The sequence below is a fragment of the Halorubrum sp. Hd13 genome (assembly GCF_002252755.1).
Classification (GTDB): domain Archaea; phylum Halobacteriota; class Halobacteria; order Halobacteriales; family Haloferacaceae; genus Halorubrum.
The window spans coordinates 13,750-36,785 of sequence record NZ_NHOY01000031.1 but is presented as its reverse complement, the minus strand read 5'-3'; the positions used below and the strand labels follow the sequence as shown (position 1 = coordinate 36,785).

The window sequence follows — 23,036 nt, the reverse complement described above, 5'->3', positions numbered from 1 at the left end:
CCCACCCGCCCACAACCACAACCGCAGCCTCACACCTCCCCAGCCTCGTCAGTCGTCCTCCGCTTCGCTCCGGACGACTGACTCCCTCGCGCGGTGCTGCTCGCGGGCCGATGGCCCGCTCGCAGGCACGCGCCACCGCACAGTTCATTTATAAATAGACGTTGCGCCGCTTCCGTTTCTCACTCCAGCCGATACCGCAGGATAGCGGCGATCCCGCCGAGGTTCGAGAGCTGCTCGCCGGGCGCGAACTCGGAGGAGAAGACGACCACGTCGCCGCCCTGTTGTTCGACCGACTCGATCACCTCGTTGACGTCGATCGACCAGTCGCCCTCCCCCTGCCGCTCCGTGCGGAGCCGGTCGTCGACGACGAGGAGGGTCTCGATCGCGCCGAACTCGGCGGCCTCGGCCACGTCCTCCGGGCCGTACGTCGCCTTCGCGCCCTGCGCGATGTTCTCGGTCAGCTCGTCGATGAGGCTCGCCTCCTTCGAGATCCGGGTCTCCTTCTGGACCTCGTCGACCGCGCCGCGCTTGAGCACCTCGTGGACGCCGCGGTCGCCGGCGGCGGAGGTGTCGACCGTGGTGATCCGGTCGGCGAGGTCGCGGTACTCCTCGGTGACGTAGTCGAGCGCGTCGTTCTTCGTGAACCCCGGGCCCGCGAGGATCACGGCGTCGGCGTCAAGGTGCGCGAGCGCCTCGCCGAGCTCCGCGAACAGCTCCTCGCGGGGCCGCGAGTACTCTCCCTTCCCCGTCGGCTTCGTGAACGAGGCGTACTCCTCGGTGCCGTACTGCTGGACCGTGTGGACGTAGGCGGCCCCCTCCTCGACGGTCGCGATGGCGACATCGGGGTTCTCGGCGGCCTCCGTCGCCTCCTCCAGCCGCTCGGTCTGGTCCGGCTTGAAGTGCTTCTCGACCGTTATCTCGTCGTGCTCCTCGACGTTGAGCGTGTGGTGGGCGTTGAGCTGGTCCTCGCGGGAGCAGGCGACGATCACGCCCCCGACGCGGAGCCGGTTGGCGAACCGGGCGAACTCCACGTCGTCGACCTCCAGCGTGACGAACAGGTGCTCGCGCTGGCCGCCGGTGTCCCGCATCTGGTCGTCGTTCCGCTGGATCCGGCGCGTGGTGTCCCCCTCGACGAGGTCACCCGGTTCGAGGACGTGCGCGAGGTGCCAGAGGTCGTCGACGTTCTCGGGGACGAGGGTGAGCCGTTCCCGGCCCTCCTCGCCGTAGCCCCGGTCGGAGATGCGCATGGGCGACCGTTCGCCCGCGCTCGTATCAACTCTTGTCTTCCGCGTCGACGGGCGCGCTCCAGTCGAACCCGTCGGCGGCGCCCCCGCGGTCGGTGTCCCGGCGGTCGGTCCCTCCCCGCTCGGCGCGGTCACCGCCGTGTCCGTCGTCGGGTGGCGGCGCTCGCTCGTCACCGCTCTCCACGTCGCCTTCGGCGTTCCACTCGAAGCCGGCGGAGTCGACCCCGGTCCGCGCCCCTCGGTCGGCGCCGATCGGGACCGTCCGACCGGTCTGGACCGCCGCCGACGCCTCGGTCGCCGATCGCCGGGACCCGCCGTCGAACCGGTCGGGGGAGGGGTCCGCGGGCTCCGGGGGCGCTCCCGACGCCGCGGTCGGAGACGCAGACGGAGGCGCGGGCGACTCGGACGCTCCCGCCGCCGGTGAGTCGGCCGACTCGGCTGGCTCGGACGGCTCAGCGGCGTCGAACTCGATCGCGTCCGCGGCGCCGCGGCCGTAGAGCGCGTGCGCGACGACCCGGACGGCGAAGGCGAGCGGGACGCCGGCGACGAGCGGGACGAGCGGCGCGGCCAGCGCGTACCCCGCGCCGAGCGCCGCGACCGCGACGAGCCACGTCGTCGCGTACTCCGCCGAGCCGGCGACGGCGGCGACCCGCCCCGGACGGAGGGCGTCGCGGAGCCGTCCGGACGCGGCGAACGCGGCGAGCGCCGCCGGCCTGACGTACGCGAACGCGAGGAGGTACGCCGCGACGGCGACGCTCAGGAGCCCGCCGCCGGCGCCGAGGACGGCGGGAGCGCTCCTCGGGCCGAGCGCGCGCTCGGCGAGACCGGTCGCGGGGGCGAGGTCGACGGCCCCGGTCTCGACGGCGGCGAACGCGAGCGCCGCGACCGCGAACAGCAGCGCCAACGGCGCGAGCAGCAGCGCGCTCAGCAGGACCGATTTCGCGCCGTCCCGATAGAGCTCGTTCCAGGCGACGAACGGCGGCGCGCCCTCCCGGTTCCCGGTCGCGCCCCCGCCGGCGACGACGCGGACGAGGTACCCGCGGAGCACGAAGGCGGGCGCGAGCGCGAGCGGCGCGAGGACGACGAGCGGCGGGACGGCGAGGACGCCGCCGACCCAGACCGGCGTGGCCACCCACGCCAGCAGGGTCAGGAAGCCGCCGACGACGAGGACGCCGGCGGCGTCGGCGGACCGCGGAAGGACCGACGACGCGCCCCGGATCATATCCGATCCTGTCCCGCGACGGTGATAAAGCATGCCCGGTTCGGCGGACCGCGTCGAGGCGGGCACGAGTTCCGGAGCGGAGGAAACCAGAAGGACCGCCTCCCGAGCGTTTATATGATTTCACGAAATAGAACAAACCGGCCGCGCGGGACAATCGTGTGCCTCTGACAACTCCGATCACGGCCGCCGCGCGCGGCGGCCATCCCCCGTCCGCGGCTTTCGACGGACCGAGAACTTCTCTCGCACCGAGCGACGCCGGTAGCGATTTATTCCGTCCGGTCGACCGTCCCGTATGACCGGCGACGAGCAGACGACCGACGTGGAGCCGGCGCTCCGCAGCTACGGGATCAGCGTCGAGGAGATCGACGGCGGCGACCCGCTCGAGCTCACGTACATGACGGCGTTTCCCGGCCGCGAGGTGCACCACCCCGAGATCGGGCGCGCCCTCAACGCGCTCATCGACCGCGCCGAGGCCGACGAGTGGGACCCCGTCCGGGTCGAGGCGACGGTCGTCCGCGCGCCCGGCGACGTCCTCGGGACGTGGCGCGCGGAGCCGGAGTGGTTCGAGGCGCTGGCCGCGTACGAGATCTCGGAGACGGAGTTCTCGACGCGCGTATTGGAGACGCTGTCGCACGCGGACGAAGCCGCGGCGGCCGACGACGAAGATCCGGCCGCGGCGGAGGCCGACGACGACGATGCCGCCCGCGGCGACGGCGACCGCGCGGATTCCGAGGACCGATCGTGACCCGCCGGAACCCGGTGAACCGCGCGCAGCGCCGCCTCGCCCGGCCGCCCCGCGAGCGGTTCGCCACCCGTGCGCTCGCGTTCGACGTCGACGGCGACACCTGCCGCGGCACCCTCTGCCTCCCGGGCGGCGACGGCGACGACCCCCCGGTGATCGTGATGGCGCCTGGCCTCGGCGCGGAGCGGAGCTTCGGCTACCCGGCGGTCGCGGAGCGGTTCGCCGACGCCGGCTACGCGGCGTTCTGCTTCGACTACCGCGAGTTCGGCGCCTCGGACGGCGACTCGCAGGCGGTCCACCCCGCGGACCAGCGCGCCGACTACGCGGCCGCGATCGACCGCGTCCGCCGCGTCGACGCCGTCGGGCGCGGACTCGTGCTCTGGGGCGCGTCGCTGTCGGCGGCGCACGTCCTCGCGCTCGCCGCGGAGCGCGCCGACGTCGACGCCGTGATCGGCGCGGTCCCGATGCTCGACGGCCGCGCGATCGCCCGACGCCGAGGCGCGAAGTACCTCGCGCGCTCTGGGATCGCCGGGCTCCGCGACCTGGTCGGTCACCGGTTCGGTCGCGGCCGGAGCGTCCCGATCGTGGGCGGTACCGAGGAGCTCGCAGCGATCACTGAGCCGGGGACGAAACGGAAGTACCTGGACCTGGTCGACCGCGAGTCGACGTGGCGCAACGAGACGCCGGCGCGGTCGCTGCTGCGGGTCGCGAACTACCGACCCGTCGGGCGGCTCGACGAGATCCGGGCGCCGACCCTCCTCTTGGCCGGGACCGACGACGCAATCGTGGACAGCGAGGCTGTCGTCGACGCCGGCGAGTCGCTCTCGCGCGGGACGGTCGTCACCATGCCCGCGGACCACTTCTCCCCGCTCGGCGAGGACTTCGAGCCGGCGGTGGGGCATCAGCTGTCGTTCCTGCGGGACGCCCTCGAGTAGGCGTCGACGCGGGCCCCACCGCGCGCGCCGATTTAAGTGTCGGCGGCGCGGATCCGCGACCATGACCACAGTCGCGCTGTTGAGCGTCGCGCCGGTGATCGAGGACAGCATGGCGAGCGAGGTCGCGAAGGCCGTCGACGCGCTCGACGCGTTCGACGTGAGCTACGAGACGAACCCGATGGGCACCGTGATCGAGGCCGACGACGCCGAGACGGTGTTCGCCGCCGCCGCGGCCGCCCACGACGCCGTCGACGGCGACCGCGTCTCGACAGTGCTGAAGATCGACGACAAGCGGACCGCGGAGACGACCGCGGACCGGAAGGTCGAAGCGGTCGAGCAGGAGCTCGGCCGAGAGGCGAAGCGAGAGCGCTGACGGGGGGCCGCGTTCGGTCGCAAGCGACTGCGATCCGCAGTGACCGAGTGCCGCCCGATCGCGGTTTTGTATTCGTTAGTGGTATTAACCATTAATCACACGTGTGGGTATGGCGATACTGGTCACCGGAAGCAGTCGCGGAATCGGGCGGTCAATCGCGGTCGAGTTCGCCGAGCGCGACGTCGTCGTCAACTACCGGTCGGACGAGGAGGCCGCGGACGAGACGGCGGAGCGGGTCCGCGAGGCGGGCGGAGAGGCCGTCACCGTGCGGGCCGACATCTCCGAGTCCGCGGCCGCGGACCGACTCGTCGAAACCGCCGTCGACGCGTTCGACTCGCTAGACGCGGTCGTCAACAACGCCGGGATCACGCGCCCGAACCGGCTGGAAGAGACGACCGACGCCGAGTGGGAGTCGGTGATCGACACCAACCTCTCCGGGGCGTTCCGCGTCACCCGCGCGGCGGCGCCGCACCTCAGGGCGGCCGGGGGCGATGTCGTCTTCCTTTCCAGCGTCGGCGGCACGCTCGGGACGGTGGACGCCAGCTACGCCGCGAGCAAGGCCGGGGTTCACGGGCTGACGCGCGCGCTCGCTCGGGAGCTCGGCCCGGACGGCGTGCAGGTCAACGCGGTCGCGCCCGGTCCCGTCGAGACCGACCTCAACGACGTCATCCTCGACTACCTCGAAGGGATCGAGTTTCGCGGCCACGAGAACGTCGACACCCACCTCCCCGAGTACGCCTGCGAGCCGGCGGACGTGGCCCACTCCGTCCGCTACCTGATCGACAACGAGTACGTCCACGGCGAGGTGCTGGAAGTCGACGGCGGAATGCACCTCTGAGCGGGCCGGAACCGCCCCGTCCTACGCGGCGTCCACCTCGACCTCACCGCCGGCCGTCGCGTCGCCGGCGGGGTTCTCGACCGTCACGTCGACGGTCGTCGTGCGCACGACGGTCGCCTCGTCGCCGCCGCCGACGACGTCCGCGCGGAACACGACGTCGAGGGTCGTCGTCGCGCTCTCGCCGCCGGCCAAGTTCGGGTCACCGAGCGACTCGCTCGTCACCGCGTCGCCGCGGGCGGTCGCGTCGGCGCGCTCGAACCGGGCGGTGAGGCCGCCGTCGACCGCCGCGAAGTCGGGCGCCGTCCCGTCCGGTTTCCCGCCGTCGGCGCTCCCTACCGCCGCGACGTCGCCGGGCGTCGCGTCCGGGTCTGACGCGGTCAGCGTCTCCCGGTACACCTCGTCGACGCCGGCGTCGCTCCCGACGGCGAGCACGAGCGTCACGCGCTCGACGCCGGCGGAGAAGTCGGTCCACGACACGTCGAGGACGGGCGAGAGGTAGACGGAGTCGATCCGCCCGTCGTTGCTGGTGACGGTCGGCGCGTCGCCCGCCTCGAAGGCGGCGGGGTCGCCGTCGACCGCGGCCGCCGGCTCGCTCGACGCCGCGAGCGCGCCGAGCCCGGCGAGGCCGCCGCCGGCGACGGCGGCGACGCCGCCGAGCAGGGATCGTCTCGAGACCGCGTCGGACGAGCTATCGTTCCGCGAGTGGTCGCTCATCTCGGTGCGACGTGGCCGCGGCATCCGGTATAAGCGGCCGGCGGCGAAAGCGCTCGACGGGAAGAGAAGGTCGGCCGCGAAAGCGCTCGGCGGCGGGCGGAGACCGCCGCTACCCCTTGATGTTGCAGACGGGGAAGGTCCGCGCGACCTTGTCGCCGATCCCGAGCGCGTCGCTCACGCGGATCACCTCGTCGATGTCCTTGTAGACGCCCGGGGCCTCCTCGGCGATGGTCGCGCCCGACTGCGCCTTCACGTAGATCTGCTGGCCGTCCTCGAGGTCGTCCTGCACGTCGCCGCCCCAGAACTCCTGTTTCGCTTGCGTCCGACTCATCAGCCGGCCGGCGCCGTGGGCGGTGGAGCCGAACGACACCGACATCGACTCCGCGCCGCCGCGGAGCACGTACGAGCCGGCGCCCATGCTCCCGGGGATGATCACGGGCTGGCCCACCTCGCGGTACGTCTCGGGCACGTCCTCGTGGCCCGCGGGGAACGCGCGCGTGGCGCCCTTGCGGTGGACGTACAGCTCTCGATCCGCGCGGTCCACGGCCTCGTCGCCGACCGCGGGGCGCCCGGCGGCGTCGACGCCGACCTCGTGGGTCTCCTTCTTCGCGATGTTGTGCGCGACGTCGTAGAGGAGCTCCATCCCGAGGTCCTCGATCGGATCGGCGTCGAACACCTCGCCGAACGTCTCGCGGGCCTGGTGGGTGATCAGCTGGCGGTTCACCCACGCGAAGTTGATGCACGCCCCCATCGCGCCGTAGTACTCCTCGGCCAGCGCCGAGCCGGCGGGCGCGGCCGCGAGCTCCTTGTCCGGCAGGGAGTCGAGGAGGTCGCCGTGCTCCTTCTCGATCCGCCGCAGGTAGTCGTTGCAGGTCTGGTGGCCGAGTCCGCGGCTCCCGCAGTGGATCAGGACGACGATCCCGTCCTCGGTGAGCCCGTACGCCTCGGCGACCTCGGGCAGGAACACGTCCGTGACGCGCTGGACCTCCAGGAAGTGGTTCCCCGACCCGAGCGAGCCCATCTGGTTGCGCCCGCGGTCCATCGCCTTCTGGGAGACGTACTCCGGCCGGGCGTCGGGCCGCCGCCCCTCGTCCTCGCAGCGCGCGAGGTCGCTCTCGATCCCGTACCCCCGCTCGACGGCCCACTCGACGCCGCGCTCCAATGCGCCCTCGATCGCGTCGGCGTCGCCGCCGATCACGCCGCCGCCCCCGAGCCCGGAGGGGATCGCCTCGAAGAGGGCGTCGACGAGCTCGGACTCCCGGCCGCGCACGTCGTCGTAGGTGAGATTAGTTTTTACCATTCTCACGCCGCAATTTATGTCGTAGCCGACCGCTCCGGGCGAGATACAGCCGGTCCGGGCGTCGATCGCGCCGACGCCGCCGACGGGGAAGCCGTACCCCTGGTGGCCGTCGGGCATACAGAGGGCGGGCTCGGCCATCCCCGGGAGGTGCGTCGCGTTCTTCAGCTGCTGGAGCGAGTCGTCGTCGCCGATCTCCTCCAGGAGCGACTCGCTGGCGAGGACCCGCGCGGGGACGTTCATGTCGCCCTCGCGGGGGATCTCCCAGACGTGGTCCCGCACCTTCTCCAGTCGGATCCCGTCGAACTCGCGCGTTGTCATACCCCGGCGTTCGGCGCGCGGGGGCAAGGGCGTTGCGAGAGGCGGGCGCGACGCCGGCGGCGGTGCGACGGTCGCCCCGCTACCGGTCGACCGGATCGAACGGCAGCCAACCGATCGCGCCCTCCGCGAGCGTGAGCGCGGCGAAGACGCGGCCGAGCACGAGCCCGTAGATCAGGTGCGCGACGGCGATCACCGCGCCGAACTCGAAGCTCGCCGTGAGGCCGGGGAACGGCAGCGTGGGGACCGGCAGCGACGTCGCCCCCTCCAGCGCGATCGCGGTCGGCAACAGCAGTCCGCCGGTGATCACCCCGAGCAGCGCCGAGTGGACGACGCCGAGCGAGAGGCACCCCCCGACGTCGGCGCGGAGGTCGTCGAAGAAGGCCCGGTCGAAGACCGCGACGAACAGGGCGCCGAAGAGGGCGCTGTTGAACAGGTGGACCGCCCAGCCGCCGAGGGCCGTCTCGACGCCGACGAGCGCGCCGATCGTCGGCATCAGTCCCAGCGCTCCGTGTAACACCACGCCCATCGCCACGCCGGCGACCAGACCGCCGAGCGCGCCCGCTCCCCAGCGGCGGTCGGTCGTCCCCGTGTCGTCCGTCCGTGACATACGGTAACAACGCTCTCGACACGGATAATCGTTTTCACGGATCGGTTCCTCTCGGGTGTCTATCTCCCCTTAGACGTCGAAGACGACGTACGCGTACCACTCGTCGCTCCGCCGTTCGAGGGTCATCTCGGAGTAGGTGACCGCCTTGATCTCGCGAGCCGCGACGTCGCCGAGCGGGACCCCGCGGGCCGTCGCCTCGACGGTCCACCCGTCGGGGTCGGCGGTCGCGTCGTCATCGTCCGCCGTCGAGTCGGCCGTCGCGTCGTCGCCGTCCGCCGCCGAACCGTTCGGCCCCGAGACCGAACACCGGTGGTCGGCGGGGAGGACGAGCCGCACGTCGCGCTCGTAGATCAGCCGGTCGAGGTAGTCGAACAGCAGCGCTTCGCGGCCCTCGGCGCGCACGGTCAGCGAGAACCGCTCGCCGGTCTCCGGGACCGCCTCGCAGCTCGCGGTCGTGAGCCCGTCGGCGACGGCCTCGAACAGCCCCGCGAGGGTCGGCGCGGTCGCCTCGACCGCCACGTCGGCGGTGTGGTCGCGGAGCGCGAAGCTCACGAGCGGTCACCCGGGCCGTCGTCGGGCGTGATCCGCTCGTCGCTCCGCCCGCCCCGGTCGTCGCCCGAATGGTCGCTCGCCCGGTCAGTCTCCTCGTCCGGGCGCTTCGCGGCGTCCGACGTCGGGGAGTGGTACGAGCCGATCCGCCCGCCCTGGCCGGCGTCGCGTATCTGCGACGGCGACACGCCGTCGGCGTCGGCCGCGGCGCGTTCCAGGGCGACGCCGCTCGTCACGAGCGCCCGGATCCCCTGCTCCACGCTCAGGTCGACGTCGACGATCCGCCGCTCGGGGACGAACAGGACGTGCCCGCCCATCACCGGGTTCGGGGCCATCGGCATGAACAGCGTCCGCATCTCCCCGCTCTCGGCCGGGCCGGCGACCGCGTCCGGCGTGTCGCTCGTGACGAACGCGAGGGTGTACACGTCCTCGGTCGGGAACTCGACGAGGACCACCTCCCGGAAGTTCCCGCCGTCCGACTCCAGCATGGCGTCGCTCATCTGTCGGAACCCCTGATAGACGGAGCCGACGCCCGGAATCTGCTCGATCGCGTAGTCGGCGTAGTCGACCGCGAGCTCGCCGTACCGCGTCGACTCGACGGCGACGCCGATGAGGAGGATCGACCCGACGAACACGACGGGCGTCGCGACCTCGATGGCGACCTCCCGGCCCATCGGGAGCGTCGACCGCGGCAACAGCGGCAGGATCGCCGTGGAGAAGGCGTCCAGGTAGTCGTAGATCGCGTTGAACACGAACCCCAGCACCGCGAGCGTGATGACGGAGGGGACGATGACGGCGACGCCGGTCAGCAGCGCCCGCCTGAGGCGCCCTCGGTTCGGCGGGGACTCGACAGCCATTGTCGGCACCACGAACGAACCGGACAAAACGCTTCCGTCGACGGGCGCTCTCGGAGGGATCGCCTCGGAGCGAGTCCGCCTTGGAGGGATCGCCTCGGAGCGAGTCCGCGTCGGGGGGAGCACGGCCGACCGCAACCCTCCCCGGTGGCGGTGGAGTTATATTCCGCTGGCCTGTTATCTCCTTGCAGTGAGCGTCAACGTGGAGAAGCGGACGGACCCGCCCGGGGAGTCCGACCACGCCGCCGCGGCGTGGGACCTCAAGGAACGGATCCGCGCCGAGGAGGGAGTCCTCCGACAGCGACGCGGCTTCTTCACCGACGCCTACCGCCGCTCCACGACGCATCTCCTCGTCGAGAACGACGCGCTCGTCGCGTTCGCCTCGGTCCGCCGCGACGGGTACATCCTCTTTCTGGCCGTCCACCCCGACCACCGGGGACGCGGCCACGCGGAGCGGCTCGTCGCCGACGTCGCCGAGGCGCACCGGTCGGTCACCTGCCACGCCCGGACGACGAACGAGCGGGCGCTCGGCTTCTACGAGCACCTCGGCTTCGAGGTGGTCCGGCGGATCGACGACTACTACGAGGACGGCGGCGACGCCTACTACCTCAAGCTCGGCGGCGAGTCGCTCCGCGAGCGGCTCTCCGGAATCGTCGGGCGGTAGGCCGCTCGTCCGCCCGGCGCCGGCCACCGGAACGCGTTTCAGTTCCCCCGTCGAATCCGGCCGCGTGACCGATCACGACCAGATCGAGGCGGTCGCGCGGGCGGCCGTCCTCGCCGGCGGCGCGGAGCTGCGCGCCCGGTACCGAGACGGCGACGCCGAGGCCGAGTACGGGGCCCACGACGTGAAGGCGGCGGCCGACGTGGCGGCCGAATCGCGGATGCTCCCCGTCGTGCGCGAGGCGTTCCCGGACCACGCGGTGTTCGCCGAGGAGGCCGGCGAGTTCCCCGGCGACGGGCCGTACCGGTGGATCGTCGACCCCCTCGACGGCACCAACGACTTCGCCGCGGGCCTGCCGACGTTCGCGTCCTCGGTCGCGGTCCTCCGCGAAGGGTCGCCGCTCGTCGCGGCGCTCCACCAGCCCGCGACGGGCGAGACGTACGTCGCGCGCTCGGGCGAGGGAGTCCGGTACGGCGGCGACCGCGTCACGGCCGCCGACGCGCGGGCCGCGGCGGGCCCCGGGAGCGACGTGGCGGGCGCCACGGTCGCGGTGATCGTCGGCCGGGACGTGCCCCGCGACCCGGCGCTCGCGGCCGAGGTCGACGCGATCCGAGGCGCGCTTGACGACCGCGTCAAGCGCGTGCTCGACAGCTGGGCGCCGACGGTCCACTCGGGGCTGCTGGCCCGCGGTCGGCTCCAAGGGCTCGTGCAGTTCCATCCGGACGAGGAGGAGCAGGCCGTCACGGAGCTGCTGGCGACCGAGGCGGGCGCCGCGGTCCGGCGCGAGGGAGACCTGTACGTCGCCGCGGCCGACGAGGCGACGCTCGACGAGCTGTGGGCGGCGCTGGACGAGGCCGACCGCTGAGCCCGGAGGCGAATCGGTGACCCCGGAAACCGACAACCATTAGCACGCGCCGCGAGGAGTCGCGGACATGACCGACGCCACCCCCGCGTCGCTCGCGGCGCGCGTCCGCGACGGCGAGGTCCGGTTCCACGAGCTCGAAGAGCACGCCGACGCCGACGTCGCCGCGGCGGCCCGCAGGCGACTCGTCGCCGAGACCGCGGACGCCGACGTCGACGTGCTGGGCGAGTACGCCTTCGACGCCGCCGACGCGCACGGCTCGAACATCGAGAACATGATCGGCGCCGTGCAGGTGCCGCTGGGCGTCGCCGGCCCGGTCTCGGTCGACGGCGGCGCGTTCGCGGGCGAGCGCTACCTCCCGCTGGCGACCACGGAGGGCGCGCTCGTCGCCTCGATCAACCGCGGCTGCTCGGTCGTCAACGACGCCGGGGGCGCGACCGCGCGGGTGACGAAGAGCGGGATGACCCGCGCGCCCGTCTTCCGCGTCGGCGACGTCGCCGAGGCGGAGGCGCTCGTCGCGTGGGTCCGCGACAACGAGGCGTCGCTGCGGGCGGCCGCGGAGTCGACGACGAGCCACGGCGAGCTGCTCGACGTGACGCCGTACGTCGTCGGTAACAACGTCTTCCTGCGGTTCCGCTACGACACGAAGGACGCGATGGGGATGAACATGGCCACCATCGCGACGCGGGAGGCCTGCGACGTCGTCGAGGCGGAGACGGACGCCGCGCTCGTCGCGCTCTCCGGGAACCTCTGCTCGGACAAGAAGCCCGCCGCGATCAACGCGGTCGAGGGTCGCGGCCGGTCGGTGAGCGCCGACGTCGAGGTGCCCCGCGAGGTCGTCGAGGAGCGGCTCCACACCACCCCCGAGGCGGTCGCCGAGATCAACACCCGGAAGAACCTCGTCGGCTCCGCCAAGGCGGGCGGGCTCGGCTTCAACGCCCACGTCGCCAACGCGGTCGCGGCGATGTTCCTCGCGACCGGGCAGGACGAGGCGCAGGTGGTCGAGGGCGCGAACGCGATCACGACCGCGGAGGCGACGCCCGAGGGAGACCTCTACTGCTCCGTGTCGCTGGCGAGCCTCGAGGTCGGCACCGTCGGCGGCGGCACGAAGCTGCCGACGCAGGCCGCCGGGCTCGACGTGCTCGGCGTCCGCGGCGGCGGCGACCCCGCCGGGAGCAACGGGGACGCGCTCGCGGAGGCGATCGCCGTCGGCGCGCTCGCGGGGGAGCTCTCGCTGCTGGCGGCGCTCGGCTCCAGACACCTCTCCTCGGCGCACGCCGACCTCGGGCGGTAGGTCGCTCTCGTCGCCGCAACGGTTCTCGAAAGGGGCTCAGTCCGACCACGGCGCGCAGTCGTCGCGGAGCGCGTCGCGGCCGTAGTCGGTGATCCGGTACACCGCTTCGCCGGTGACCCGCTCCACGAGCCCGCCCGCTTCGAGCGCGTCCAGCCGCGACTCCACGTGGTCCGCGTACAGCCCCGTGTTGCTCGCGACGAACGCCGGGTAGTCTGTCCCCGCGTCGTCCAGGTACGCGAGCACTCGCTCGTCGGTTCGCGTGAGCGCGACCCTCGGACGGTCCGGGTCGGCGTCCCCGTCTTCGTCCGGGGCGTCGCTTTCCGAACCGGCGGCTGGTACGTCTGACGCGGGCATCTTATGCATGCTAACGTGTACCATTGTAAAGAGTATTCGGGTGATTCCAGCGCGCTGGGAGGCGGTGAGACCGCGGGGCGAGCGGCGCCCCGCCTCAGTCGTCGGCCTCGGTCGACTCGCCGCCCGGGCCCGGACCGTCGGGCGACCGGTTCGGCAGCATCGGAGAGCCGTCGGCCCGCGGGCCGAGCCGCGGGCCGTGCGGACCGTCGTCGGGGTCGATACGGCGACGCGTGCGGTAGTCGGTGGAGCGCTCGACCGGGGTGCGACCGATCGCCGTGATCATCTCGACGTAGTCGTCGAACGACCGGTACTCGCCGTACTCGCCGCCGGCTCGCTTGGTGATCTCCTCCGAGAGGATGGTGCCCATGAAGTCGTCCGCGCCGCAGTTGAGCAGCTTCAGGCCGTGGGCGTCGCCCGACTTCACCCACGAGGCCTGCACGTGGTCGACGTTGTCGAGGAAGAGGCGCGCGACCGCCACCACGAGTTCGTCCTCGTCGCGCGAGGGGCCGGAGTCGACGACGCCGTGGCGGTAGAGGGGGGTGTTCTGGTGGATAAAGGAGAGCGGGACGAACTCCGTGATTCCGCCGGTGCGGTCCTGGAGGTCGCGGACCACCTTCAGGTGCTCCGCGCGGTGCGCGACCGTCTCCACGTGGCCGTACATCATCGTCGAGGTGACGTCGAGCCCGGCCGCGGTCGCGCCCTCCATCGCCGCCACCCAGTCGTCGGTCCGGATCTTTCCGGGGCAGATCACGTCGCGCACCTCGTCGACGAGGATCTCCGCGGCGGTGCCGGGCGCGGAGTCGAGCCCCGCGGCCGCCAGCTCGCGGTACACCGCCTCGTACTCCCAGTCGGTGCCGCGGGCGGCGTGGTACGCCTCCTCCGGCGTCATCGAGTGGAGGTGGACCCCGCCGACGGACATCGCCTCGATCTGCTCGGTGTAGGTGCCCGGGTCGGTCGCGTACCGCTCCGGCGGCTTGTAGTTCACCGCGCTCTCGGGGTCGTCGTACCCGGCGAGGACCTCGTGGTGCTCCTCGTTCAGCGCCAGCGCGGGGTGGAGCCCGGAGACGGAGCACACCTCGTAGATCCCCATCTCGAGGGCGTCCTCGACGATCCGGCGGGACTCGGCGGGGGGCTTCGTGAAGCCGGCGTGGTCCGCGTCGCTGTCGGCCTCGAAGGCGTGCGCGGAGTCCTTGAAGTTGCAGAACAGGCAGCCCGTGTTGCAGGCGGTCGTGACGTTGTTGTTGAGGTTGGCGACGAACGTCACCTCGTCGCCCACGTCCTCGCGGCGGCGGCGGTCGGCGGCCTCGAGGACGGCCTCCTTCCGGACCGGGTCGATCCCGTCCCGGTCGGTGCCGGTCGCGAGCAGTTCGGTCGCGTCGTCGACCGTGAGCCGCGTCCCGTCGCGGGCCTTCGCCAGTGCGTTCCCGAACGACTGCCCGGTGGCGGGCTCGGCGAACCCGAAGTCGTCCCGGTCGAGGGCCTCCGCGTCGGCGGCGTCGGCGTCGCGGTCCCGCGCCGAAGTCATGAGGTGATCGTCCCCGCCCCACGGATAAAAACGAGACGGTAACGGCACCCCCTCTCAGAACCGTGATGCGGGCCGCGTGTGCGGAGCACGGCAGAGATTGAGCGTCGAACCGCCGCTGGCGACGTCGCTTATAAACCGACGAGGAACACCGCGTTTCCTACTTAAACGACCGCGGCGGCGCGCTCCGGTGAGCGCCCGGCGGGCGCGAACCGAGCGCGAGGAACGCGGCGACCGAAGGGAGCCGCGAGGCTGGGGAGGCGTGAGGTGCGGTTTGGCGCGGTCGGGTGGGACTCAAATGGCCTGCCTCGTCGGCTGGGGCTTTGGAGGTGTTCACCGCGTCGGCAACGATTCACGAGTAAACAGTCGGATTCGAGCCACGCTCGCAGTACTCCCGAGTTATCGCGCCAGCTCTCGGTCCTCGTCGGCGTGCGCCCGGACCCAGAGCTGTCCGATCCGCGAGAGCGTCGTGCGGTAGGACTTCCCGCGCTCCTCCTGCTCGATGTACCCCTTCCCGCCGGGACCGAGCCGGTCGACGTTGTAGATCACCTTCGAGCGGAACGAGTCGGTGTACTCCTCGTTGAGGTCGGCCGCGAGCGTCTCCGCCAGCTCCGAGACGGAGGCGAACTCGCCGTGCTCGCCGAGGGTGAACAGGACGAGCTCCTCGAACGGCTTGACGTTCTGGAAGGAGGCCACGGGGAGCTCGATCACGTGGCTGTCGCCGATGCGCTTCGCGCCGATCGTGGTGCCGCGCTCGTCGAACTCCTCTAACAGGTCCGTCGTCGTGTCGAGCCGGTCGGCGACGCGGCCGTCGTCGATCGCGTCGCCGTCGACCGCGTCGCTCTCGACCAGCTCGCGCAGGAGGTCGCGGTTCGCGCGGAGCTCCTCCGCGAGTTCGGTCTCGAGGTACTTCTCCGGGGCGGTGTAGTAGGTGTGGATCCGGTCGCGGTCGTCCTGCCGCTCGACCATGATCGAGTGGGCCGCGGTCGCGAACGCGAACGAGACCGGCCGGGGCATCGAACAGAGGTTCACCCACACCTCGCGCTCCGCCGGGGGGTCCGCGGCGTCCTCGCCCCCGGTCCCGCTCCCCTCCTCTCCGGTGCCGTCGCGGTCGAGTTCCGCGTTGATCAGGTCGAAGGCGCGCTCGAAGGCGGCGTCGTAGTCGTACACGTCGGTCAGGCGCTCGCGGACGGTCTCGGCGCCGAGCAGGCTCTGGAAGTCCTGTTCCAGCTTCCGGGCGATGTTCCGCGAGTACTCGACGTTGGCCTCGCTACCGACCGTCCCCTCCAACAGGATCACCCGGTCGACGTCGAACTGGTCCCGGATGAGCGGGGCGATCATGCGGTCGTAGTCGAAGCCGACCGGAACGATGTGGGTACCCATACGGGAGTCGTAACGCTGCCGTTTATATAAACCACCAACCACCGACGGCGACCGTGTCCGGGCCTTCGCCCGGCGACCGCGTCCGGGGTCCTCGCCCGATTCGACCCCGCCCGCGACTCCCGGACTCGCCGGCCGCGACCGCTCGATTTCCGAGGTATGCGAACCGCTGGCTCCCGCTACCCGAAAGAACAACCGTTAAAAGTCATCGCCGGGTTCGTACGGACATGGCTGGAACTATCGAAGCGCTCGTCCCCGGCGGGCAGGCCAACCCCGGCCCGCCGCTCGGTCCCGAGCTCGGGCCGACGCCGGTGGACGTACAGGACGTCGTGGCGCAGATCAACGACGAAACCGCCGCGTTCGACGGGATGGAAGTCCCCGTCACCGTCGAGTACGACGACGACGGCTCGTTCACGATCGAGGTCGGCGTCCCGCCGACGGCCGAGCTGATCAAAGACGAGGCCGGGTTCGAGACGGGCTCCGGCGAGCCCCAGACGGACTTCGTCGCGGACATGTCGATCGAACAGGTGAAGAAGGTCGCCGAGCAGAAGTCGACCGACCTGCTCTCGTACGACGTGAAAAACGCCGCCAAGGAGGTCGGCGGTACCTGCGCCTCCCTCGGCGTCACCATCGAGGGCGAGGACGCCCGGACGTTCGACGACCGCGTCGACGCCGGCGACTACGACGACGTTCTCGACGAGTAACGCGGCGGTCGCCGATTTTCACTGCTTTTGATGCGTTCGTTCAGCGTCGACTGCTTTTGATGCGTTTGTTCAGCGTCGACTGCTTTTGATGCGTTCGTTCAGCGTCGACTGCTTTTGATGCGTTCGTTCAGCGTCGAAGTCGCCTACACCGCGGGCCGCTCCGCGGGCTCCGACTCCGCCGGTTCGGCCGAGACGGGCCGCACGTCGGCCCACGTCCAGCCGATGACGGCGGCCGCGGCGACGAGCGCGTAGAACTGGACGAACAGCCCCGCGATCGTCCCGAGGACCGGAACCACCGAGAGCACGCCGATAGCGAGCGCGCCGGCGAGGACGACCGCGGCGGCGGTGAGCCAGCCGGTCGCGTACGCCCGCTTCGAGACCACGGTCCAGAGCGTCCCGACCGCGAACCCGTCTCCGAGCCGCCCGGAGTCGGCGACGGCGGCCAGCGCCGCGGGGGTCACGTAGAGACCGACGAGCGAGACGGCGAGCCCGGCGATCCCGATGACTAACACGAGGACGCCGGCGACGAAGCTCCCGAGGAAGGTGCCGGACCCGCCGCCGCCGGGCACCACGACGAACGCGCCGACGGTCACCACGGCGGCGACGGCGAACACGGCGAGCGGCACCAGCGAGTAGACGAGCGTGACCGCGAACGCCTTCGCTCCCTCGACGAGCAGGTCGCCCCACTCGTCGAAGACCGGGGGCTCGTCGTCGCCGTCCGCCGTCAGCCGCAGGACTCGGGAGACGTAGCCGAGCACGAGGATGGACGGCACGATGAGCGGGCTCGCGAGCAGGAGCACGCCGCCGATCAGGACGGTGACGACGGCGTCGTCGCCGTCGCGCAGGTAGTCGAGTGAGGCGGATATCATTGGGTATCGGATTAGTTTACGCTCTATGACATGATAAGCACGTACGGTCCCGCGACCGTCGTCGGGTCGCGCTCGGTCAGTCCGGTTTCGGGGCGGACGTGCCGCGGACCGCGGTTTTATTCCCCCACCGGGCCGACCCGAGACCATGCCCGATCTCCATCCGATCGCGAAGCGGATCCACAACGTGCAGCCGCGCCCGGTCAGGCTTACCCTCGACGACGGCGAGACCGGCGTCTTCGAGTTCTCCTCGACCGAGTTCTTCCAGCGGGAGTTCCGCGGCGAGGGCGTCCGCACCGACGCCGACGGCGACGCCGAGTTCCGGCTGATCACCGCCGAGGACCACGAGTCGGTGCTGCTCGGCCGATCCGGCCCCGACGAGGAGGGCTGGACCGTCGTCGGCGAGATCGTCGAGGCCGACCGGGTCGAGAACTGAGAGCGCCGGCGTACTCGTCCGAGTAGCCGGACGCCCGCTGCGAGGGGATCGCGTCCCGCTACCGCACGACCGTCACCGGCACGTCGGCGCGGCGGACGACCCCCTCGGCGACGCTCCCGAGGAGGATCCGAGAGATCCCGGTCCGGCCCTGGCTTGCGAGTACGACGTGATCGTACGGCTCGCCGGTGCCCTCCGTCCCGTTCTCGTCGCCGACGGCGGCCTCGCCGCCGGCGACCCCGAGGATCGTCGCGGTCGGCCGGCCCACCTCCAGTCTGGTGTCGATATCGCGGTCCACCGCCTCGGATGACTCGCGGAGGATCCGCTCTCCCCGGCCCCTGGCGCTGTCGTACCACTGGTCGACCGCGCCCGGGAACCCGCCCTCGGCGCCGGTGGTCGAGTCCGCCGGGTTGATCACGTGAAGCGCCGTCAGCTCGGCGTCCGGCCACTCCGTGGCCGCGAACCGAAGCGCCTCGGTCGCCTCGTCCGAGCCGTCGACCGCCACCAGGATCCGTTTGGTCATAGGCGACGCTTCTCGGCCGGTCCTGAAAAAGGGCGACGGCGGATCCGGTCGCGTGAAAACGGGTCGACCCGACTACCCGTTCGCCTACTCGCCGTGGCGCGTCACGCACTTCGAGAGCCCGATCAGCTCCACCGGCTCCGAGTTGTCCGGCGAGTACACCACCATCTGCCCCTTCTCCATGTACGGGACCTTGCCGGCGAGGTTCGAGGGGATGTTGACGCTGTTGATGGCGTCCTCGTCGCCGAGGTTCAACACGATCTTCGTGTTCACCTGTTTGAACACCGACTCCGCGACGTCCTGCGGGTCCTGCGTGATCAGGAAGAGACCGAGACGCTCCTTGCGGCCCTGTTTGGCGGCCTCCGTGAACTTCTGGACGACCTTCCGGGCCTGCACGTTGTCGGCGTCCGCGAGGAAGTTGTGCGCCTCGTCCATGCCGATGAGGAGCGGCGTCTCCTCGATCCGGTCGCTGTCCGGGTCGTTCGAGAGCTTATCGTCGACGAGGAGCCCCGCGACCGCGAGCACGACGATCTCCTTCTGCCGGGAGGTCGGCAGGTGGTACGTCGGCACCACGGAGAGGCCGCCGGGCCGGACGAGGGTGTGGTCCAACTCCGTGATCGGCTTCGCGTCCTGGTCGAACACGCCGCCGGGGACCGCCCGGACCCGGCGTTTCACGGCGTCGAACGTCGCCTCGTGGACTCGGCCGCTCTCGTCGAGCTCCGCTTTCAGCGCCGGGTCGTCGAGGTACGAGAGGAACTGGCTGTACGTGCCCGAGTCGCCGTAGTCGCCGAAGAAGCGATTGAGGAGGGTCAGCAGGGCCGGGTACTGGTTGTCGTTGAGCCCGGAGCCGGCGACGAGCCACGGCATGTCCCGCGCGAGCGAGAACGGGATGGTGAACTCCACGCGCTCGGCGCGGTGCCCCTCGCCGGGATACGTCGCGTTCGCGACCCGGGGCACCAGCGCGACCGCGTCGTCGTGGCCGCCGTGCGCGATCCCCTCCCGGTCCAACCGCCGGGCGAAGTCGGCGTCGAGGTCGGGGTTGTCGTCGTGCATCTGCGCGTACTCGTCCTGCGGGTCGAACTGGACGACCGCCATCCGCGACTCCCGGCCGTCGCCGGTCGGGTAGGTGCGGTCCGAGTCGAGGTACTGCCGGAGGACGTTCTTCGAGGCGTGGGTCTTCCCCGACCCGGTCCCCCCGGCGACGAGAGTGTGCCGGAACGCGAGCGGGTCGCCGTCAGTGTAGTCGTCCTTCACCCGGTAGTCGACGGTCGGAGGCTCCGCCGCCGTCCGGACCTTCTCGCCGCCGACGGAGAGGTGACCGAGGAAGACGCCGTCCTCGGGGATCTTCAGGCCGGTCTTGATCTCGGCGTCGTCGGAGGCCTCCTCGACGACCGCGCCCGGCTTCGGCACCCGGTCGGTCATCCGCCGCTTCATGTCGTCGCCCTCGCCGTACACGACGGACATCGGCTCCAGCTCGGCCATGAACTTGTAGTCGCGCTCCGCGAAGTCGTCGCGGCGCATCTGGCGGCGGGCGTGGATCTCGGTGGCGTCGTCCGAGCGGAACTCCTGCGCGTACTCCAGCCCCGTGATCCGACAGAACAGCCGCTCGCCGTCCGGGTACGGGACGAGGAGGTACTTTCCGAGCCGGACCGACTCGCGGTTCCCGGTCGTGACGAACGCCCGCAGCGTCGTCTCCTCGGCCTCCTCGGCGACGCGGAGCCCCTGCGAGACGGAGACGACTCCGAGCCCGGCGTCCTCGCCCGCCGGCTCCACGTCGTACGCGGCGAACCCGTCGTCGTCCGCCTCGTCGCCCTCGGTCCCCGAGGACACCGCGCGACCGCCGTCGCCGGTCGCCGCGCCTTCCGAAGCCGCTCCCTCCGCTCCGGGCGCGTCGTCGGTGTCGCGGTCGGCGGGCGAGCCGGCGTCGCCCCCGCCGTCGCCCTCGTCGTCGGTGAACTCGGTGAAGTCCTCCAGCGTCATGGGCGAATCAGCGGCCGCCACGCCGAAAGCGTTTCCCCCTCCGGGTCGCACGGGCCGTCGCGAGCGTCGCGGGTGCCGCCGGCGTCTCGGGCGTCTCGCGCCCGTCTCGGGCCCCTTTTCCGCGTCGGGGCCCTATCGTCGGTATGATACTGGTTCGCGGCAGCGGCGGCGGGACCGACCTCACCGGGACGGTGTTCGAGCGCGGCGAGGACCCGCCGACGTACAAGGGCGCGCCCGACGAGGACGCCCCCTACGTCTGGGTGTGCGACTCCTTCTACCAGGTCGAGAGCGGCGGCTCGGCGCTCACCGTCGACGGCGAGGAGATCCGGGTCGCCTTCGAGGAGCCGATGCCCCGCGGGTTCGACACCAAGTCGGCGGCGCTCGACGCGGCCGAGGAGCACGTCCGCACGCAGTTCGCCCGGATCGGCGTCGACCCCGACGACGTGGCGGTCGAGACGACGAAGGCCGACCCGGCCTGAGGCGTCGTCGGGACCGCCTTTCGCCCGCAAATTCGCGGCCCCCTCTCCCCTCAGATCGGTCCCGCTGTCCGGCGGGTTTTACCCGTTCAGACCCGGTACAGACGGTATGTCTGAACCGCCAGAGGACTTCGATTCCGGGTCGCGCGAAGAGCGCGAGGTGGCCGCCGAGGCCGCCGGCGACCGCTCCGACCTCCTCTCGCTCATGGGCCACACCTACCGCGGCGAGCTCGGGCGGACGAGCTCGTGGCGGACCCGCATCGACCGCACGACCAACTGGGCGGTCGTGCTGACGGCGTCGCTGCTCACGTGGACCTTCTCCAACGAGTCGCGCCCCCACTACGTGCTGCTCATCGGACTCGTGATGCTCAGCGTCTTCCTCGGCATCGAGACGCGCCGCTACCGCATGTTCGACGTCTGGCGGTCACGGGTGCGGCTCTTAGAGGAGAACGTGTTCGCGAACGCGCTCGACCCTGAGGGCGTCAAGCAGTCGAACTGGCGGAAGCTCCTCAGCGAGGATCTCCGTGAGCCGACGATCAAGACGCCCAGCGTCGAGGCGATGTCGCGGCGTCTCCGTCGGCTGTACGCCCCGCTCCTCACCGTTCTCATCGCCGCGTGGCTCGTTCGGCTCACGGTGTTCACGTCGTCCGGGAACGGCGTCGTCGCGACCGCGGCGGTCGGCGCGATTCCGGGCGCGCTCGTGATCGCGGTCGTCGGCTGCTTCTATCTCGCCGTGCTGGCGCTGACGATGCGCCGGCCACCGAGGCGGGCGAAGGGCGAACTCGGGTCCACGGACGACGCCGAGGAGTGGAAGTGAGCCGGTCGTGACCGCGGCCCGCGGTTCCGCTTCCCGCAACCCCTTTTCGCCCTCGGTCTAACCGGGTCGTATGACAGCGCTACCGGACCGCGTCGTCGGCGACGCGCGCACGAGCGACTTCGGCTGGGACCTCCTCACGGACCTGACTGACATCGGGAACCGGATGGCGGGGTCGGTCGGCGAGCGGCGCGGCGCGGAGCGGGTCGTCGCCGCCTTCGAGGACGCCGGGCTCCGGAACGCCGGGCTCGACGAGTTCGAGATCCCCGGCTGGTGGCGGGGCGACTCCGCGATCGAGCTCTCGGGTCCCGTCGAGCGCCGACACGAGCGCTCTCACGAGGTCATCGCGCTCCCCGGGACGCCGGCCGGCGAGGCGAACGCCCCCCTCGTCGACGTCGGGGACGGGACCGACGAGGAGTTCGCGGCGGCTGGCGACGCCCTCGACGGCGCGGTCGCGATGGCCTCCTCGCGGACGCCGGAGACGCACGACCGGTGGATCCACCGGATGGAGAAGTACGTCACCGCCGCCGAGCGCGGCGCGGTCGGCTTCGTCTTCCGAAACCACGTCGAGGGGGCGCTCCCGCCCACCGGCGAGGTCGGCTACCACAACCGACCGGGGCCGATCCCCGCGGTCGGCGTTTCGAAGGAGGTGGGCGAGCGGCTGGCGCGCCTCGCCGCCGAGGCCGGCGACGGCGGCGGCGACGTCCCCGACGCGCCCGAGGTGTCGATCGAAGTCGACTGCCGGAACGAGCCGACGACCTCGGTCAACGCCGTCGCCGACGTCGGGCCCGACACCGACGAGGCGGTGTTCCTCACCGCCCACGTCGACGCCCACGACGTGAGCGACGGCGCGAACGACAACGGCGCGGGGTCGGCGCTCGTCGCCGAGGTCGGCCGCCTGCTCGCGTCCGTCGAGAGCGACCTCGACACCCGCGTTCGCGTCGTCACGTTCGGCGCGGAGGAGATCGGCCTGTGGGGCGCGTACCACGCGGCCGAGACGACGCCGCGCGACGAGATCGCCTGCATGGTCAACCTCGACGGCGCCTGTAACTCCCGGAACCTCCGCGTCGGAACGAACGGCTTCGACGGGATGGGAGCGGTGTTCGGGTCGGTGGCCGAGGCGTTCGACGCCCCCATCACGACCGGCGAGACGGTCTCGCCGCACGGCGATCAGTGGGCGTTCGTGCAGGAGGGGATCCCGGCGGTGATGGCGTCGACGACGTCGGAGCGGTCGGGACGGGGGTGGGGCCACACCCACGCCGACACGCTCGACAAGCTCGACCCGCGCGACCTCCGAGAGGTGGCGACGCTGGTCGCCGAAGCGACGTACCGCTTCGCCACGGACGGCGGCGGCGCGGCCGGCGGCGACGAGGTCGCGCACCGGTCTCGGGCGGCGATCCGGGAGTCGATCGCCGACGGCTACGTCACGGAGCTGAAGACCGGCGGTCGCTGGCCGTACGACGAGTGACGCTCG

The 23,036-nt window shown here is 71.7% G+C and carries 25 protein-coding genes; 12 read left to right on the top strand and 13 right to left on the bottom strand.

Features of this window, described 5'->3' with window-relative positions; genetic code table 11:
• Nucleotides 1-179 precede the first annotated feature (179 nt).
• Both DJ81_RS04350 and DJ81_RS04345 read right to left on the bottom strand, forming a co-directional pair.
• Nucleotides 180-1,247 (bottom strand): mRNA surveillance protein pelota, encoded by a 1,068-nt coding sequence (locus tag DJ81_RS04350; RefSeq protein WP_094523710.1) that lies wholly within the window; start codon nt 1,245-1,247, stop codon nt 180-182.
• Nucleotides 1,248-1,272: 25 nt separating this feature from the next.
• Nucleotides 1,273-2,466: a DUF4013 domain-containing protein gene (locus tag DJ81_RS04345; protein WP_094588654.1), complete on the bottom strand. Its 1,194-nt coding sequence runs from the start codon at nt 2,464-2,466 to the stop codon at nt 1,273-1,275.
• Nucleotides 2,467-2,758: 292 nt separating this feature from the next.
• On the opposite strand from DJ81_RS04345, the gene DJ81_RS04340 reads away from it, so the two are divergent.
• The 4 genes from DJ81_RS04340 to DJ81_RS04325 all read left to right on the top strand — a co-directional run bounded on the left by DJ81_RS04340 (nt 2,759) and on the right by DJ81_RS04325 (nt 5,354).
• Nucleotides 2,759-3,211, top strand: coding sequence for a hypothetical protein (locus DJ81_RS04340; RefSeq protein WP_094588652.1), 453 nt, complete (start codon nt 2,759-2,761; stop codon nt 3,209-3,211).
• A complete protein-coding gene (locus DJ81_RS04335; RefSeq protein ID WP_094588650.1) occupies nt 3,208-4,143 on the top strand; it encodes an alpha/beta hydrolase in 936 nt (311 codons plus the stop codon). Before DJ81_RS04340 ends, DJ81_RS04335 begins: the two co-directional genes overlap by 4 nt.
• Nucleotides 4,144-4,204: 61 nt before the next feature.
• Entirely contained in the window at nt 4,205-4,516 is a 312-nt protein-coding gene (locus tag DJ81_RS04330) for an MTH1187 family thiamine-binding protein (RefSeq protein WP_094588648.1), read from the top strand.
• Nucleotides 4,517-4,625: 109 nt separating this feature from the next.
• The gene (locus DJ81_RS04325; protein WP_094588646.1) at nt 4,626-5,354 is read left to right on the top strand and encodes an SDR family NAD(P)-dependent oxidoreductase; all 729 of its coding nucleotides are present in this window, start codon (nt 4,626-4,628) and stop codon (nt 5,352-5,354) included.
• 21 nt (nt 5,355-5,375) lie between these two features.
• On the opposite strand, the gene DJ81_RS04320 is transcribed toward DJ81_RS04325, so the two are convergent.
• From DJ81_RS04320 to DJ81_RS04300, 5 genes are all read right to left on the bottom strand, one after another.
• A complete protein-coding gene (locus DJ81_RS04320; RefSeq protein WP_094525978.1) occupies nt 5,376-6,068 on the bottom strand; it encodes a hypothetical protein in 693 nt (230 codons plus the stop codon).
• 109 nt (nt 6,069-6,177) lie between these two features.
• Nucleotides 6,178-7,686, bottom strand: coding sequence for an RtcB family protein (locus DJ81_RS04315; protein WP_094525979.1), 1,509 nt, complete (start codon nt 7,684-7,686; stop codon nt 6,178-6,180).
• A 79-nt stretch (nt 7,687-7,765) separates the two neighbouring features.
• On the bottom strand, nt 7,766-8,293 hold the full coding sequence (locus tag DJ81_RS04310; RefSeq protein WP_094525980.1) for a hypothetical protein: 528 nt from the start codon (nt 8,291-8,293) through the stop codon (nt 7,766-7,768).
• 69 nt (nt 8,294-8,362) lie between these two features.
• The gene (locus DJ81_RS04305; protein WP_094588644.1) at nt 8,363-8,845 is read right to left on the bottom strand and encodes an archease; all 483 of its coding nucleotides are present in this window, start codon (nt 8,843-8,845) and stop codon (nt 8,363-8,365) included.
• Entirely contained in the window at nt 8,842-9,699 is an 858-nt protein-coding gene (locus DJ81_RS04300) for a DUF502 domain-containing protein (RefSeq protein WP_094523729.1), read from the bottom strand. Before DJ81_RS04300 ends, DJ81_RS04305 begins: the two co-directional genes overlap by 4 nt.
• A gap of 187 nt (nt 9,700-9,886) precedes the next feature.
• Between DJ81_RS04300 and DJ81_RS04295 the strand changes: the two genes are divergently transcribed.
• The 3 genes from DJ81_RS04295 to hmgA all read left to right on the top strand — a co-directional run bounded on the left by DJ81_RS04295 (nt 9,887) and on the right by hmgA (nt 12,513).
• Complete coding sequence (locus DJ81_RS04295; RefSeq protein WP_094525981.1) at nt 9,887-10,360, top strand: N-acetyltransferase; 474 nt, start codon at nt 9,887-9,889, stop codon at nt 10,358-10,360.
• A gap of 64 nt (nt 10,361-10,424) precedes the next feature.
• On the top strand, nt 10,425-11,222 hold the full coding sequence (locus DJ81_RS04290; RefSeq protein ID WP_094588642.1) for an inositol monophosphatase family protein: 798 nt from the start codon (nt 10,425-10,427) through the stop codon (nt 11,220-11,222).
• A gap of 67 nt (nt 11,223-11,289) precedes the next feature.
• Entirely contained in the window at nt 11,290-12,513 is a 1,224-nt protein-coding gene (gene hmgA / locus DJ81_RS04285) for a hydroxymethylglutaryl-CoA reductase (NADPH) (RefSeq protein WP_094524848.1), read from the top strand.
• 36 nt (nt 12,514-12,549) lie between these two features.
• Here hmgA and DJ81_RS04280 read toward each other — a convergent pair whose 3' ends face one another.
• The 3 genes from DJ81_RS04280 to DJ81_RS04270 form a co-directional block, all read right to left on the bottom strand.
• Nucleotides 12,550-12,867, bottom strand: coding sequence for a DUF2250 domain-containing protein (locus DJ81_RS04280; RefSeq protein ID WP_094525982.1), 318 nt, complete (start codon nt 12,865-12,867; stop codon nt 12,550-12,552).
• A 94-nt stretch (nt 12,868-12,961) separates the two neighbouring features.
• Nucleotides 12,962-14,392 (bottom strand): 7,8-didemethyl-8-hydroxy-5-deazariboflavin synthase subunit CofH, encoded by a 1,431-nt coding sequence (gene cofH, locus DJ81_RS04275; RefSeq protein ID WP_094588640.1) that lies wholly within the window; start codon nt 14,390-14,392, stop codon nt 12,962-12,964.
• A gap of 396 nt (nt 14,393-14,788) precedes the next feature.
• A complete protein-coding gene (locus DJ81_RS04270) occupies nt 14,789-15,772 on the bottom strand; it encodes a DUF6293 family protein (RefSeq protein ID WP_094524844.1) in 984 nt (327 codons plus the stop codon).
• Nucleotides 15,773-15,996: 224 nt separating this feature from the next.
• Here DJ81_RS04270 and DJ81_RS04265 point away from each other — a divergent pair, with 224 nt between their 5' ends.
• The gene (locus DJ81_RS04265) at nt 15,997-16,473 is read left to right on the top strand and encodes a 50S ribosomal protein L11 (RefSeq protein ID WP_094524843.1); all 477 of its coding nucleotides are present in this window, start codon (nt 15,997-15,999) and stop codon (nt 16,471-16,473) included.
• A 143-nt stretch (nt 16,474-16,616) separates the two neighbouring features.
• Here the strand turns inward: DJ81_RS04265 and DJ81_RS04260 are convergent, their stop codons facing one another.
• Nucleotides 16,617-17,342 (bottom strand): DUF4013 domain-containing protein, encoded by a 726-nt coding sequence (locus tag DJ81_RS04260; protein WP_094588638.1) that lies wholly within the window; start codon nt 17,340-17,342, stop codon nt 16,617-16,619.
• Between the two features lie 145 nt (nt 17,343-17,487).
• Between DJ81_RS04260 and DJ81_RS04255 the strand changes: the two genes are divergently transcribed.
• On the top strand, nt 17,488-17,775 hold the full coding sequence (locus tag DJ81_RS04255; protein WP_094524841.1) for a transcriptional regulator: 288 nt from the start codon (nt 17,488-17,490) through the stop codon (nt 17,773-17,775).
• Nucleotides 17,776-17,833: 58 nt separating this feature from the next.
• Here the strand turns inward: DJ81_RS04255 and DJ81_RS04250 are convergent, their stop codons facing one another.
• Together DJ81_RS04250 and DJ81_RS04245 are read right to left on the bottom strand one after the other, a co-directional pair.
• Entirely contained in the window at nt 17,834-18,295 is a 462-nt protein-coding gene (locus DJ81_RS04250) for a universal stress protein (protein ID WP_094588636.1), read from the bottom strand.
• Between the two features lie 84 nt (nt 18,296-18,379).
• A complete protein-coding gene (locus DJ81_RS04245; protein WP_094581084.1) occupies nt 18,380-20,272 on the bottom strand; it encodes an ATP-binding protein in 1,893 nt (630 codons plus the stop codon).
• A gap of 143 nt (nt 20,273-20,415) precedes the next feature.
• On the opposite strand from DJ81_RS04245, the gene DJ81_RS04240 reads away from it, so the two are divergent.
• From DJ81_RS04240 to DJ81_RS04230, 3 genes are all read left to right on the top strand, one after another.
• The gene (locus DJ81_RS04240) at nt 20,416-20,751 is read left to right on the top strand and encodes a hypothetical protein (RefSeq protein ID WP_094524838.1); all 336 of its coding nucleotides are present in this window, start codon (nt 20,416-20,418) and stop codon (nt 20,749-20,751) included.
• A gap of 106 nt (nt 20,752-20,857) precedes the next feature.
• Nucleotides 20,858-21,565 (top strand): DUF2270 domain-containing protein, encoded by a 708-nt coding sequence (locus tag DJ81_RS04235; RefSeq protein WP_094588634.1) that lies wholly within the window; start codon nt 20,858-20,860, stop codon nt 21,563-21,565.
• Nucleotides 21,566-21,635: 70 nt separating this feature from the next.
• Nucleotides 21,636-23,030 carry a M28 family peptidase gene (locus tag DJ81_RS04230; protein WP_094588632.1) on the top strand — a complete coding sequence of 465 codons (1,395 nt, stop codon included), beginning with the start codon at nt 21,636-21,638 and terminating at the stop codon, nt 23,028-23,030.
• The last annotated feature ends 6 nt before the right edge of the window (nt 23,031-23,036 follow it).